Origin of the sequence: Caballeronia jiangsuensis (assembly GCF_046030135.1) — a bacterium.
In the GTDB taxonomy this organism is placed as follows: domain Bacteria; phylum Pseudomonadota; class Gammaproteobacteria; order Burkholderiales; family Burkholderiaceae; genus Caballeronia; species Caballeronia jiangsuensis.
In genome coordinates this window covers 107969-121850 of record NZ_JAQQDB010000013.1, presented here as the reverse complement: position 1 = coordinate 121850, position 13882 = coordinate 107969, and the positions used below count along the sequence as shown (strand labels likewise).

General features: G+C 65.3%; 14 protein-coding genes. 8 read left to right on the top strand and 6 right to left on the bottom strand.

Annotated features, from left to right (window positions below):
- Window positions 1–273: 273 nt before the first annotated feature.
- The 4 genes from lplT to thiD are packed head-to-tail and all read left to right on the top strand — an operon-like array spanning window position 274 to window position 3901.
- On the top strand, window positions 274–1581 hold the full coding sequence (gene lplT, locus PQR08_RS16015; protein ID WP_035503501.1) for a lysophospholipid transporter LplT: 1308 nt from the start codon (window positions 274–276) through the stop codon (window positions 1579–1581).
- A 34-nt stretch (window positions 1582–1615) separates the two neighbouring features.
- A complete protein-coding gene (gene thiM / locus PQR08_RS16010) occupies window positions 1616–2431 on the top strand; it encodes a hydroxyethylthiazole kinase (protein ID WP_187604929.1) in 816 nt (271 codons plus the stop codon).
- Window positions 2432–2433: 2 nt separating this feature from the next.
- Window positions 2434–3081 carry a thiamine phosphate synthase gene (thiE, locus tag PQR08_RS16005; protein ID WP_250483492.1) on the top strand — a complete coding sequence of 216 codons (648 nt, stop codon included), beginning with the start codon at window positions 2434–2436 and terminating at the stop codon, window positions 3079–3081.
- Between the two features lie 7 nt (window positions 3082–3088).
- On the top strand, window positions 3089–3901 hold the full coding sequence (thiD, locus tag PQR08_RS16000) for a bifunctional hydroxymethylpyrimidine kinase/phosphomethylpyrimidine kinase (RefSeq protein WP_250483491.1): 813 nt from the start codon (window positions 3089–3091) through the stop codon (window positions 3899–3901).
- A 12-nt stretch (window positions 3902–3913) separates the two neighbouring features.
- Here thiD and PQR08_RS15995 read toward each other — a convergent pair whose 3' ends face one another.
- Genes PQR08_RS15995 through tsaB form a run of 4 tightly spaced genes read right to left on the bottom strand, consistent with a single transcriptional unit; the run spans window position 3914 to window position 7056 of the window.
- A complete protein-coding gene (locus tag PQR08_RS15995; RefSeq protein ID WP_250483490.1) occupies window positions 3914–4891 on the bottom strand; it encodes a DUF1853 family protein in 978 nt (325 codons plus the stop codon).
- The gene (locus PQR08_RS15990) at window positions 4891–5871 is read right to left on the bottom strand and encodes a uracil-DNA glycosylase (RefSeq protein WP_408161805.1); all 981 of its coding nucleotides are present in this window, start codon (window positions 5869–5871) and stop codon (window positions 4891–4893) included. The genes PQR08_RS15995 and PQR08_RS15990 overlap by 1 nt, the downstream gene beginning before the upstream one ends.
- Window positions 5786–6280: a ribosomal protein S18-alanine N-acetyltransferase gene (gene rimI / locus PQR08_RS15985; RefSeq protein ID WP_187604934.1), complete on the bottom strand. Its 495-nt coding sequence runs from the start codon at window positions 6278–6280 to the stop codon at window positions 5786–5788. Before rimI ends, PQR08_RS15990 begins: the two co-directional genes overlap by 86 nt.
- Complete coding sequence (tsaB, locus tag PQR08_RS15980) at window positions 6277–7056, bottom strand: tRNA (adenosine(37)-N6)-threonylcarbamoyltransferase complex dimerization subunit type 1 TsaB (protein ID WP_250483488.1); 780 nt, start codon at window positions 7054–7056, stop codon at window positions 6277–6279. Before tsaB ends, rimI begins: the two co-directional genes overlap by 4 nt.
- 168 nt (window positions 7057–7224) lie before the next feature.
- On the opposite strand from tsaB, the gene PQR08_RS15975 reads away from it, so the two are divergent.
- From PQR08_RS15975 to aceA, 3 genes are all read left to right on the top strand, one after another.
- Window positions 7225–7494 (top strand): acyl-CoA-binding protein, encoded by a 270-nt coding sequence (locus PQR08_RS15975; RefSeq protein ID WP_035503494.1) that lies wholly within the window; start codon window positions 7225–7227, stop codon window positions 7492–7494.
- A 461-nt stretch (window positions 7495–7955) separates the two neighbouring features.
- The gene (locus tag PQR08_RS15970; protein ID WP_250483487.1) at window positions 7956–9602 is read left to right on the top strand and encodes a DEAD/DEAH box helicase; all 1647 of its coding nucleotides are present in this window, start codon (window positions 7956–7958) and stop codon (window positions 9600–9602) included.
- Between the two features lie 376 nt (window positions 9603–9978).
- A complete protein-coding gene (aceA, locus tag PQR08_RS15965) occupies window positions 9979–11286 on the top strand; it encodes an isocitrate lyase (RefSeq protein WP_250483486.1) in 1308 nt (435 codons plus the stop codon).
- 125 nt (window positions 11287–11411) lie between these two features.
- On the opposite strand, the gene PQR08_RS15960 is transcribed toward aceA, so the two are convergent.
- Together PQR08_RS15960 and PQR08_RS15955 are read right to left on the bottom strand one after the other, a co-directional pair.
- Window positions 11412–11846, bottom strand: coding sequence for a universal stress protein (locus PQR08_RS15960; protein ID WP_035503489.1), 435 nt, complete (start codon window positions 11844–11846; stop codon window positions 11412–11414).
- A 145-nt stretch (window positions 11847–11991) separates the two neighbouring features.
- Window positions 11992–12894 carry a LysR family transcriptional regulator gene (locus PQR08_RS15955; RefSeq protein ID WP_035503487.1) on the bottom strand — a complete coding sequence of 301 codons (903 nt, stop codon included), beginning with the start codon at window positions 12892–12894 and terminating at the stop codon, window positions 11992–11994.
- A 138-nt stretch (window positions 12895–13032) separates the two neighbouring features.
- On the opposite strand from PQR08_RS15955, the gene PQR08_RS15950 reads away from it, so the two are divergent.
- On the top strand, window positions 13033–13836 hold the full coding sequence (locus PQR08_RS15950) for a haloacid dehalogenase type II (RefSeq protein ID WP_404978587.1): 804 nt from the start codon (window positions 13033–13035) through the stop codon (window positions 13834–13836).
- Window positions 13837–13882: the final 46 nt, after the last annotated feature.

Sequence of the window (13882 nt, the reverse complement as noted above, 5' to 3'; positions counted from 1 at the left end):
GGTGGAATTGCAGTGAGTGCGGTCCAAAGGGTGAGCATACGACAGTGGGACGCGTCGCGCTGCTCCGACCGGGACACCTTGCGAATCAGTATCTTATGAGGAATCTCAGGCACGAACGTGTCATTTCTCGCGCGATCGAGATTACTGCTAGTCAGAATGCGCCTATTTTCGTGTTATAAAGCCGTGCGCACAACCCATTTCGAAAGGCATAAGCCCGAGCGCATGACAGGCGCCCGGGGCGGATCACCCGCAGTGAGGAAAGCTTCGGATCAGATGAAAAAAGGTTTTTACACCATCATGGCCGCGCAGTTTTTCTCTTCGCTGGCCGACAACGCTCTACTGATCGCTGCCATTGCACTGCTGAAAGACCTTCACGCGCCGAACTGGATGACGCCGCTGCTCAAGCTGTTCTTCGTCCTGTCGTATGTGATTCTCGCGGCTTTCGTCGGTGCTTTCGCGGATTCCCGGCCCAAGGGCCACGTGATGTTCGTGACCAACACGATCAAGGTCGTCGGTTGCCTGACGATGCTCTTCGGCGCGCATCCGCTGCTCGCGTATGGCATCGTCGGCTTCGGCGCCGCCGCGTATTCGCCGGCGAAGTACGGCATTCTCACCGAACTCCTGCCGGCCGACCGGCTCGTCGCCGCGAACGGCTGGATCGAAGGCACGACCGTCGGCTCGATCATTCTCGGCACCGTGATGGGCGGCGCGCTCATCAGCCCGCATATCGCGAGTCACCTGTTGTCGCTGAACATTCCGCGCATCCACACGCCCGCCGAAGCCGCGATGCTCGTCATCGTGCTGATGTACATCGTCGCCGCGATGTTCAACCTGCGCATTCCCGACACCGGCGCGCGCTATCCGAAGCAGGAAACGCGGCCGCTCAAGCTCATCACCGATTTCGCCGACTGTTTTCTCGTGCTGTGGCGCGACAAGCTCGGCCAGATCTCGCTCGCCGTCACGACGCTCTTCTGGGGCGCGGGCGCGACGCTTCAGTTCATCGTGCTGAAATGGGCCGAAGTGTCGCTCGGCATGACGCTTTCCCAGGCGGCGATCCTGCAGGCGGTGATCGCGGTCGGCGTCGCGGTAGGCGCGGTGCTCGCGGCCGCGCGCGTGCCGCTCAAGCGCTCGTTGAGCGTGCTGCCTGTGGGTATCATCATGGGCCTCGCCGTCATGCTGATGGCCTTCTACACGCGCCACCTCTTTCCCGCGCACTGGGGCATCTACTTCGGCAAGATGCACTTCCCCGGCTATCTGCTCGTCGCGTATCTGTTCCTGATGATCGTCGGCGGTCTGTCGGGCTTTTTCGTCGTGCCGATGAACGCGCTGCTCCAGCATCGCGGACACGTGCTGCTTTCCGCCGGACATTCCATCGCCGTGCAGAACTTCAACGAGAACCTCTCGGTGCTCGTCATGCTGTGCCTCTACGCGGTGCTCGTGTGGCTCGACATGCCGATCCAGTTCGTCATCGTGCTGTTCGGCTCGTTCGTCTGCCTGATGATGTACTTCGTGATGCGGCGGCATCAGGCCAATCAGCGCGCGTTCGATTCGGTCGCGCTGATCGGCGAAGCGCGGCACTGAGACGTCGCGCGCCTTCATTTCGATCGACTCCATCATGCTCGCCGCCGACCTCTTCTCGTTCGTCAACCGCGTGCGCGAACGCGCGCCGCTCGTGCACTGCCTGACGAATCTTGTCGTCACGAACTTCACCGCGAACGTGCTGCTTGCGATCGGCGCCGCGCCGGCGATGGTCGTCGCGCGCGAGGAAGTCGGCGAGTTCGCGCCCATCGCCAATGCGCTGTCGGTCAATCTCGGCACGCTCGACGTGCCGCAGAGCCGCGCGATCCGCGCCGCCGTCGAGGCCGCCAACGGCGCGGGCAAGCCGTGGGTGCTCGATCCCGTCGCGGTCGGCCCGCTTGCGTTCCGCACGGAGTTCGCGCTCGATCTGCTCGATTCGAAGCCCGCGGTGATTCGCGGCAACGCGTCGGAGATCATCAGCCTGTCGGGCGGCGCCGCGAGCGGGCGCGGCGTCGACAGCACCGCCGCCACCGATGCCGCGCTCGATGCCGCGCAAGTCCTCGCGCTGAAGACGCAGGCCGTGGTCGCGGTGACGGGCCAGACCGATTACGTGACCGATGGCCGCCGCGTCATCGCGCTGTCGAACGGCTCGCCGCTGATGACGCGCGTGACGGGCGTCGGCTGCGCGCTCTCCGCGACGGTCGCGGCGTTCGTCGGCACGGCATCGGATCGCGACGAGTTCTGGGCCGCGACGGTCGCCGCGATCGCGTATTCGACCATCGCGGGCGAACTCGCCGCGCGCGACGCGGCCCTGCCCGGAAGTTTCGCCGTCGCGTATCTGGACCGGCTCGCCTCGCTCGATGCCGAAGCGTTCGAAAAAACGCTCGTGCAGCGCGACATCGTGTCCGGCTGATCATGCGCGCTTCGTTCGATCTCTCGCTCTATCTCGTGCTCGATCCGGTGCAGTGCGGCGGGCACGATGCCGCGATCGCCGTCGCGCGTGCCGCGCTCGAAGGCGGCGCGACCATCGTGCAACTGCGCGCACCCGAATGGCACAAGCGCGCATGGTTCGACCTCGCGCGCGCGGTGTTGCCGATCACGCGCGCGCACGGCGTGCCGTTCGTCATCAATGATCATGTCGATGTCGCGCTGGCCGTCGGCGCCGATGGCGTGCATATCGGGCAACGCGATCTGCCCGCCGATGCCGCGCGTCGGTTGCTCGGGCCGGATGCGCTGATCGGTTTGTCGGTATCGAATCCCGATGAAACCGCGGACGCGCAAAAGCTCGCGGGCGTCATCGACTATCTCGGCGCGGGACCGGTGTACGCGACGCCGACGAAAACCGACGCCTCCACGCCCTGCGGCATCGACGGCCTCGCTGAAATCTGCGCCGCCGCACGCTTGCCGACCGTGGCGATCGGCGGCATCCAGGCGCATAACGCCGCCGACGTGATGCGCGCGAAGCCCGCCGGTCTCGCCGTGGTCTCGGCCATCTGCAAGGCCGCCGACCCGCGCGAAGCCGCCGCGGCATTGCGCGCGACCGTCCTGCGCGCCCGAACCTGATTCCGCTATGTCCGCCACGAAAACCATTCCCAACGTGCTCACGATCGCAGGCTCCGACTCGGGCGGCGGCGCGGGCATCCAGGCCGATCTGAAGGCCTTCTCCGCGCTCGGCGCGTACGGCGCGAGCGTCGTCACGGCGCTCACCGCGCAGAACACGCGCGGCGTCACGGCGGTCCATGCGCCGGAACCGGCGTTCATCACCGCGCAGCTCGACGCAGTGTTCGACGACATCCGCATCGATGCCGTGAAGATCGGCATGCTGGCGAACGCGGGCATCGTGCGCGCGGTCGCCGATGCGCTGAAGCGTCATCGGCCCAGACATGTGGTGCTCGACACCGTGATGATTTCAAAGAGCAATCACGCGCTGCTCGCGCCCGACGCGGTCGCCGCGCTGCGCGACGAATTGCTGCCGCTCGCGACGCTCGTCACGCCGAATCTGCCGGAAGCGGCGGCGCTGCTCGGCGTCGAAAGCGCCGTCGATGAAGACGCGATGGTCCGTCAGGGCGAAGCATTGCGCGCGCTCGGCGCGCAGGCCGTGCTGATGAAAGGCGGCCATCTGGCGTCCTCCGACAGTCCCGACTGGCTCATCGAGGCGAACGGTTCGCTCAGGCTCGGCGGCGCGCGCGTGCCGCTCAAGAACACGCACGGCACGGGCTGCACGTTGTCGTCGGCGATCGCGGCGCTGATCCCGCAAACCGATGATCTCGCGAGCGCGACGGCCGAGGCCAAGCGCTATCTCACCGGCGCGATCGAGGCGAGCGTGCGGCTCGACGTGGGTCACGGCGTCGGTCCGGTGCATCACTTCTATCGCTGGTGGTAAGCGGCGCGGCAATCAGGGCGCCGATGCGGCGAACTCGCGCGCACGCGCGGGCCAGTCGTCCGGCACGATGAAACCGCGCGATTCCTCGATCCATTTCCCCGCGTCGTCACGCGCATAAGCCGCGATCATCGTCGGCGCGATGGTCGTTTCCAGACGCGCGCGGATCGCATCCGATTCCGCGATCAACGTCGCGGCGGCCGCCGCATCGAGACGCCGCGACGCGAGCCATGCCATGCGCGGCTGCACGACCCACGCGCGCGCATCGTCGGATACGTTCGCCCGCGCCTCGCGCCATTCCGACGCCGTCAGCCACCATCCGCGCAAATGACTCGCGCCGATCTCGGGCGCCGGCTCGACATGCGCGTCTCCGACACCGTGATAGAAGAGCCGCCCCTTGATGAACAACTGCGCGCGCCACGGCCCTTCGAAGCCGAGCGCGGCGAATTCCGCGCGCGAGGTCAAGGCAAGCTGATGCGTGACGAGCCGCGCGTGCTTCAGATCGAAGCGGTCCTGGAGATTCGGTCCGACATAATCGGACAGACGCACGGCACTCGCTGCATCGGCATCGCCGATATGCAGGTAGAACTTCACCGCCAGTTCCCAGTGCAGCCGCACGCCGTTCGCCGATTCGAGCAGAAAATCGCATTCGCCGATGGTGCGCCGCTGGCGTCGCAACGACACGTTCGCCGCGACGAGGCGCGCCGCCGGTCCGTGCGAGAGGAAGAACCGGATGAGGCTCTCGGCGTAGATACCGAGGCGCGTGAGCTTGGGATCGCGCGCGTGATCGTGGAGCGGCTGCGGCGCGGCATCGAGCGTCGCGAGCCAGTCGAGCGTTGCGTCGCGCTCTTGTGTCGAGGCGAGCGGATGCGCGAGAGGCACGTCGCCCTCGCGCAATAGATCGGGCGCAAAAAGCAGCCAGGCGAGATCGCGGACCGTGACGTCGTCGAAACGATCGACGAGTCGCGTGAGCTCGCTCGCCTGCGTGGCCATCAGACGCCGCCCTTCTGCGCTCCTTGCTCGACGCCGAGCGCGGCGAGCGCCTCGCGATACGTGTTGCGCGCGAGGCAGAGATCGGCCCACGCCTTCGACTTGTCCTGAAGGCTGCGCAACAGATAGGCCGGGTGATACGTGACGATGACCGGCACGCCGCGATACTCGTGCACGCGCCCGCGCATCGACGCGATGCTGGCCTCGTTCTTCAGGAGACTTTGCGCGGCGAAGCGCCCCATCGCGACGATGACCTTCGGCTTCACGAGCTCGACCTGCCGTTGCAGATACGGCTCGCAGCGCGCGACTTCATCGAGTTCGGGATTGCGGTTGCCGGGCGGGCGGCACTTGATCACGTTCGCGATATAGACGTTCGACTGACGCGACAGCGTGAGCGCGCGCAGCATGTTGTCGAGCAGCTTGCCGGCCTGACCGACGAACGGCTCTCCCTGCTTGTCCTCGTTCTCGCCCGGCGCTTCGCCGATCAGCATCCAGTCCGCTTCGCGATCGCCGACGCCGAAGACCGTGTTCGTGCGGCGCTCGCAAAGCCGGCAGCGCTCGCAGTTCGCGACGCGTTCGGCGAGCGCATCCCAGTCGAGCGTGTGGACGTCGCTCGGTGCTTCGACGGCGGCGGCTTCGGCGTGAGCGGGCGCGTCGTCGGTCCAGGGAAGATCGTCGTAGGCGTCCAGCGGCGGTACGTCGGATTCCGGCTGCACGATGGGCGACGGCGGCTCGGCGGGCTTCGGCGCTTGCCGCATTTCGACGGGCGCGGGCGCTTCCGGCTCCGGCGCGGTGGACTCGACCGACGCTACTGACTCAACCGCCTCGACAAGCGCTACGGACACGACACCCCGTCGCACCCAAACGGGCCCGATTCCCAGTTCCTCAATCAACGATTCATCGAGCGCCATGCGCACTCTCCTTCGAAAACGACAGACGCATGACGATTGCGTCCTCGCGCGAGCGATGCCGCGCGGGGTAATAGTTCTTGCGGCGTCCGATGGCCGTGAAGCCGAAGCGCTCGTATAACTGGATCGCGCGCGGATTGGACGGCCGCACTTCGAGCAGCACGCCTTCGAGCTTCTCCGTGCGCGTGATGCGCACCGCTTCGCGCAGCAGCGTGAGTCCGGCGCCCGCGCGCTGCGCCGCCGGCGCGACGCACAGGTTGAGCAGATGCATCTCGTCGACGACAGGCATCAGCACGCAATAACCGATGAGCGTGCCGGTCACATGGCGCAGGCACACGCCGTAATAGCCGTTGCGCAGCGAATCCTGAAAGTTGCCGCGGCTCCAGGGAAACTCGTAGGCGAGTTTTTCGACCGCGGCGACTTCGTCGAGGTCGGCTTCGGTCATCGGCGTGAGATACCGATCGGCCAGCAGCACCCCGCTCACCGAATCGCCTCCTCGCGAGCCCGCATGCGCTCCGCCGTCGTCTGGGCGACCTTGTCGCGCACGTATTCCGGCGCGGCGTGCTCGGGCGCGACCGTGCGACCCGCCCGCAACGCACGCAAGCCGATGAGCGCGAGCGGCAAAGCATGCGGCAACGCCTCACGATCGACACGCGCGGCGGCGGCCACCGCCGGCAGGCGATCGCCAAACGCCGCCGCTGCATTGCCGGCGAGCGTGAACGGCACGTCAGGCAGCGGCAGCGCGCCGGGCGCATCGAGTGCGGCGCCGTGCAGCGTGCGCCAATCGCCTGCGACGGCATCGAATTCGAAGTCGGCCCAGTACACCTCGTCCATGCGGGCATCGAGCGCCGCGAGCACGCGCGGCGGGACAGACGGATCGTTCAGCCGCGCGCCTTCCGCGCAGGCGAGCAGCGTGCTCACCGGCACGACCGGCACGCTCAGGCCGAACGCCAGTCCTTGCGCGACGCCCGTCGCGGTGCGCAGGCCGGTGAACGAACCGGGGCCCGCACCGAATGCGATCGCGGCGCAATCGGCGAGCGCGAGGCCGGCGTCATCGAATAGCTCGCGCACGGCGGGCAAAAGACGTGTGCTCGAAACGGCGCCGGTCGCCTCGTGGCGAAACCAGACGCGCGTGTCGCCGTTTGAATACTGCGGTGCGGCGGCAGGTTGAATGGCGGCGGGAGCGGTGTCGGCGAGCAGGAGCGCGACGGAGCAAAACTCCGTCGACGTATCGAGGGCGAGCAAAACGGTGCGTGTCATAGCCGGTATTGTAATGCGGGACATGCGCCGCATTCGCGCCATCCGCACAGGCGGCGCGATCCGGATCGCGTCTGGTAGGCATCCTCGGTTGGAGGAAAGCCTCGACCTGTCTCGCCCGCCTCGCTTGCTAAGATCGGCCGGTCCTATCTCGATAAGAACGGAGAACGCATGACCGACATCGACCAGCAATTCGCTGCCGCCCAGACCGACGTGACCCAGTTGCCCGAGCGTCCCGGCAATCTCACGCTGTTGCGTCTCTACGCGCTGTTCAAGCAGGCGAGCGTAGGCGATGTGCAGGGTGACAAGCCGGGTTTCACGGACATCGCCGGCAAGTACAAATACGAAGCGTGGGCAGCGCTCGAAGGCACCCCCGCCGACGATGCGAAAGCGCGCTACGTGGAACTCGTCGAGTCGCTCAAGCGAGGCGAAGCGGCCTGACGCGATTGTGGATGACACGCCGCGCCGTCGATGCCCTGCGATGGCGCGGCCACGCTTCAAAATGTGGCGCGGTGCAGCAAATTCAGATATACTTTCGGCTAGCGCTCGACTGCGGGTTGCCTGCTTCTTCGGCAAAGCCTCGCGCAGCAAGGCGCTTCGTAGCGTTTCGCCCCAATCCAGTTTAGAAACTGTCCCCTCCCTGCTAGGCCGTTGCGCGGTTTTATTGCGCGCAGTATGTTTCGCGGCCCGTCATGCATCAGGCTGACGTCAGCGCCCGTCGTTCATGTTCGAACGATAGAGCCTGCCGTATCCGATACAGCTTCTAACAAAACATGCTCGCCGCACGTTCGCGCGAGCAGCCCCCGTTTTTCGATTTGCTCGCTGTTTCTTCGCTCGCTGAATCCAACGACTTGGGTATGCCGATTGGCGCCGACGCCTTATTCCTCGTTTCAAGGATCGACATGACTTCGAGCTTCACCGCTAGCCCGTTGGACAATCTCGCAGCAAACATTGGCATCGCCCCCACCGCCGACATCCCGGCCACCGACGCACCCGCAGCGCAGGCAGAAAAGCCCGCCGGCCCCAGTTTCGAATCGCTCGGCCTTTGCGCCGATATCGTGTCCGCGCTGACCGCCGCGGGCTACCAGAACCCGACGCCCGTGCAGCAGCGCGCGATTCCCGCAGCGCTCGCCGGCCGCGACCTGCTCGTTTCCAGCCCGACCGGTTCGGGCAAGACGGCGGCATTCATGCTGCCGGCCATCGAAAAATTCTCGCAACTGCAAAAGCAGGAAGCGCAGCAGCCGCGTGATGCGAATGCCGCACGTGGCCGCCGTCCGCAGCCGGTCGCCCGTCCGCGCCTGCTCGTGCTCACGCCGACACGCGAACTCGCGATGCAGGTTTCCACCGCCGCGACCACGTACGGCAAGCACCTGCGCCGTCTGCGCACCGTCAGCATTCTCGGCGGTGTCGCTTACGGTCAGCAATTGATGCTGCTCGCCAAGAACCCCGAGATTCTCGTCGCGACGCCCGGACGTCTGATCGATCACCTCGAGCGCGGCCGTATCGATCTGTCGAATCTGGACATGCTCGTGCTCGACGAAGCCGACCGCATGCTCGACATGGGCTTCATCGAAGACATCGAGCGTATCGTCGACGCGACGCCGGCCTCGCGCCAGACGCTGCTCTTCTCCGCGACCATCGACAGCAAGATCACGTCGCTGACCGGGCGTCTGTTGAAAGATCCGGAGCGCATCGAGATCGTGCAGAAGCTCGAAGCGAACGGCAACATCGCGCAGGCCGTGCATTATGTGGATGACCGCGATCACAAGGATCGTCTGCTCGACCACCTGTTGCGCGACTCCGGTCTCGATCAGGCGATCGTCTTCACGGCGACGAAGAGCGACGCCGATCTCATCGCCAATCGTCTCGCCGACGCGGGCTTCGAATCCGCCGCGCTGCACGGCGATCTGCCGCAAGGCGCGCGCAATCGCACGATCCGTGCGCTGCGCGAGCGCCGTGTGCGCGTGCTGGTCGCGACGGATGTCGCGGCGCGCGGCATCGATATTCCTGGCATCACGCACGTCTTCAACTACGACCTGCCGAAGTTCGCGGAAGACTACGTGCACCGTATCGGCCGTACCGGTCGTGCCGGCCGTAGCGGCACGGCGGTGAGCCTCGTGCATTACGCCGAAATGGGCGCGTTGAAGCGCATCGAGCGCTTCGTGCGCACGCCGCTGCCGGTGAACGTCGTTGCGGGCTTCGAGCCGCGCAGGGCGCCGCCGAAGGGTGGTTTCGGTGGCGGCGGCGGTCGTGGCCGTCCGGGCGGCAACGGCGGCGGTGGTCGTCGTTTCGGCGGCAACGGCGGCGGTAGCAGCAGCAGCGGCCGGGGCTTCGGTCCGGGCAACGCGGGCGGCTATGGCAACAAATCGAACGCAGGTTCGCGTGACGGCGGTGGCTACCGTGGCGGCAACAGCGATGGCGGCTATCGTGGCGGAAATAGCGATGGCGGTTATCGCGGCGGTAACCGTGGCGAAGGCGGCTTCGGCTCGCGCGATGGCTACAGCGCACGCCGCAACGACGGCCCGCGCGCCCCGCGCCGCGGCAGCTAAGCGGCTTTCAGGGAGCGGTCTCGATCACCGTTCTCTGATTCGATAAAAAACCGATGCCTTGTGCATCGGTTTTTTTTCGTCCCGTCGCCATATTTCACAATGTGCAATGTTCTTTTGTGTCGCAAAAGATGTGCTGCGCGGCACAAACTCGTCCGTTGCAAGATAGAAAACATCGTTCCGCAATACGGTATGTCGATCGTATCTGATTGATTTATTGCGATAAAAATAATGCGCAAATCTCCTTCCGAGGGGTGTTTCGCAGATCGTCGTTTGCCTAGACTCTTATATAAGAGTTGAGCAAACGTAGGCCGCCCACCCAGGCGCATCGCAGCTCAAGCCATTCAGGAACATCAGTCCAGTCTCGAGGAGAAACGCCATGACCTCACGCCAACAACAGGCTCAGCAACTCCAGCAGCAATGGGAATCCGATCCGCGCTGGAAGGGCATCAAGCGCGGCTACTCGGCGGATGACGTCGTGCGTCTGCGCGGCTCGGTACAGCCGGAACACACGCTCGCACGCCGCGGCGCCGAGAGGCTGTGGGCGTCGATTCACGAGGAGCCGTTCGTCAACGCGCTCGGCGCGCTGACCGGCAATCAGGCGATGCAGCAGGTCAAGGCCGGCCTCAAGGCGATCTATCTGTCGGGCTGGCAGGTGGCCGGCGACGCCAACGTCGCGGGCGAAATGTATCCGGACCAGTCGCTGTATCCGGCGAACTCCGTGCCGCTCGTCGTGAAGCGTATCAACAACACGCTCACGCGCGCCGATCAGATTCAATGGTCGGAAGGCAAGAATCCGGGCGACGAAGGCTATATCGACTACTTCGCGCCGATCGTGGCCGATGCCGAAGCGGGCTTCGGCGGCGTGCTTAACGCGTTCGAACTGATGAAGGCGATGATCGAAGCGGGCGCGGCGGGCGTGCACTTCGAAGATCAACTGGCGTCGGTCAAGAAGTGCGGCCACATGGGCGGCAAGGTGCTCGTGCCGACGCGCGAGAACGTCGCCAAGCTGTCGGCCGCGCGCCTCGCTGCGGACGTGTGCGGCGTGCCGACGCTGCTCATCGCGCGCACCGATGCCGAAGCCGCCGATCTCGTCACGTCCGACATCGACGACAACGACAAGCCGTTCCTCACCGGCGAGCGCACCGTGGAAGGCTTCTTCCGCACGAAGCCGGGTCTCGCACAGGCGGTCTCGCGCGGCCTCGCCTACGCGCCGTACGCGGATCTCGTGTGGTGCGAAACCGGCAAGCCGGATCTCGAATACGCGAAGAGGTTTGCTGAAGCCATCCACAAGCAGTTCCCGGACAAGATGCTGTCGTACAACTGCTCGCCGTCGTTCAACTGGAAGAAGAATCTGGACGACGCGACCATCGCCAAGTTCCAGCGCGAACTGGGCGCGATGGGCTACAAGTTCCAGTTCATCACGCTCGCGGGCTTCCACGCGCTGAACTACTCGATGTTCAACCTCGCGCACGGCTACGCCCGTTCGCAGATGAGCGCGTTCGTCGAGTTGCAGCAGGCCGAATTCGCCGCCGCCGACAAGGGTTTCACGGCGGTGAAGCATCAGCGCGAAGTGGGCACGGGCTACTTCGACGCCGTGACGCAGACGGTCGAGCGCGACGCTTCGACGACCGCGCTGCACGGATCGACCGAAGACGAGCAGTTCTTCGACAAGAAGGTCGCGTAATACCGCGTCAGGCAGGTTGAATCAGGGAGAGCGGTGAAAAGAAGCATCGGCCGTGGCGCATGCAGCAATGCGCCACGGCCCGACGCTCAAACGAAAGCGCATCGCGTGCGCTTTTCGTTTGAGCATCAGCGGTACACGATGACCGGAATCTTTGTATGCGTCAGCACGCGCTGCGTTTCGCTGCCGATAAGCAAGCTTCCGAGGCCACGACGTCCGTGCGATGCCATCAGAATCACGTCGCAGCCGTTTTGCTCGGCTGCCTCGATGATGCCGATATACGGCGCGGCATCGATGCTCGTCACGCTCGTGCAGGCCACGCCGGCGCTCTCGGCGGCGCGCTCGACCGCGCGCAGGTGCTCACGCGCTTCGTTTTCGGCGCGGGCGTGGAAGTCGTCGGGCGGCTCGACGGCGACATCGGCGAAAGGTGAATACGGATATTGCGGCAGGCACGCGTAAGCCGTGATGCGCGCGCCAACGGATTGCGCGAGATCGATCGCGCCGTCGATGGCCTTTTGCGATAGCTCGGAGCCGTCGGTCGGCACGAGTATGTGTTTGAACATGGCGTCCCCCGTCACGTGTAGGTGCGTGGTTGTATTGTAGTAACGGGGATGGAAGCGGAGAAAGTTTCGATGAAAGTGCGCGGCGAAGCGCCGCTTCGGGCCGTCGCTCTGCGCCCGCATAGGAATCCGAAGTTTCTCCAGGGACTCACCCCCAATACCCTGTCGCGTTATACGTATGTTTGAGCAGATCGAGAAACAATCGCACACGCAACGGCAAATGCCTTCTCTGCGGAAACACCGCATGAATGCCGATCGGCGGCGCGGCGAACGCATCGAGCACGCTCATGAGACGCCCCGCGCCGATGTCCTCGCCCACTTCCCACCACGAGCGCCACGCGAGGCCGCGGCCTTCGAGACACCATTCGTGCAGCACCGCGCCGTCCGAGCACTCCATCGTGCCGGAAACCTTGATCGTCACGACCTTGCCGTCCTGCTCGAATACCCAGCCGCGCTGCTGATTCGCCGACGCGCCGAGCGCGAGGCAGTTGTGATGCGCGAGCGCGGCGAGATCGGCGGGCTCGCCGCGCTTCGCGAGATAGTCGGGCGATGCGACACACACGCGCCGGTTCTCCCCGAGTTTCAGCGACACGAGCGACGAGTCCGGCAGTTCGCCCAGACGCACCGCGCAGTCGAAGCCTTCGTTGACGAGATCGACCATGCGGTCGGTCAGATCGAGGCTGACGGATACGTCCGGATGCAGCGTCGTGAACTTCGGCACGAGCGACGCGACGTGACGCCGCCCGAAGCCCGCCGGCGCCGATACGCGCAAATGCCCGCTCGCCTTCACGCCGCCCGCCGAGACGCTCGCCTCCGCGTTCTGCATGTCGTTGATGATGCGCTGGCAGTCCTCGAGAAACGCGGAGCCTTCGAAAGTGAGCGTGATTCTGCGCGTGGTACGCACGAGCAGCTTTACGCCGAGCCGCTCTTCGAGCGCATCGAGCCTGCGCCCGATGACAGCCGGCGCGATGCCCTCCGCCTGCGCCGCCGCCGAGAGGCTGCCCTTCGCGGCAACCGAGGCGAAGGTCTCAATCTGCTTGAATCGATCCATGCGTGTTCGTCGTCAATAAGGGTACGCACGCTCAGATTAGATAAGCAAAAGTAAAAGATCAAGTGATGCTGCGGTGCTTTTTCCATCACTCAGATCACGAATACAATCGATTCCGACCTCTGAACGGAGCGCACGGCTATGTCGGCCATAACGACACCCGCATCGTCCTTCGAATCCTCCATGCTTCCCCGAGCAGTCATCTTCGACGCTTACGGCACGCTCTTCGACGTCCATTCGGTCGTCGCGGCCGCCGAGCAGCTTTTTCCCGGCCAGGGCGATGCGCTCTCGAAGCTCTGGCGTCGCAAGCAGATCGAATACACGCAACTGCGCACGCTCGCCGATCCGGCGGGCGCGCATTACGAGCCTTTCTGGAAGATCACGATCGATGCGCTGCGCCACGCCGCCGCGCGTCTGAAACTCGCCGACGCGCTGACGAGCGCCGCCGAGAAGCGGCTGATGGATGAATACGCGTGCCTTTCCGCCTTTCCCGACACCGTGCCCGCGCTCAGATCGTTGCGCGACGGCCTCGCGATGCCGCTTGCGATTCTTTCGAACGGCAATCCGCCGATGCTCGACGTCGCGGTGAAAAGCGCCGGCATGAGCGGGCTTTTCGATCACGTGCTGTCGGCCGATTCGGCGCGCGCCTACAAGCCCGCCGCCGCCGCATACGAACTCGGCACGCGTGCCTTCGGCGCCGCCGCGCGCGACATCGTGTTCGCGTCGAGCAACGGCTGGAACGTCGCCGGCGCGACATGGTTCGGCTACACGACCTTCTGGATCAACCGCGCCGCGCTGCCGTTCGAGGAACTCGGCGTCACGCCGCACGGCAGCGGCCGCGGCATGGCCGAACTCATCGCTTTCATCGAAGGCGGCGCTGCGCGCGCAGCGGCCGCATCGAAGGGCCGCAAGTCAGGCAGCGCACGCCGGCCGCCCGGCACTTAGCCGGCGGCTGCCTTTTCATTGTTTCAAGCACAACCACTAGCAAAAC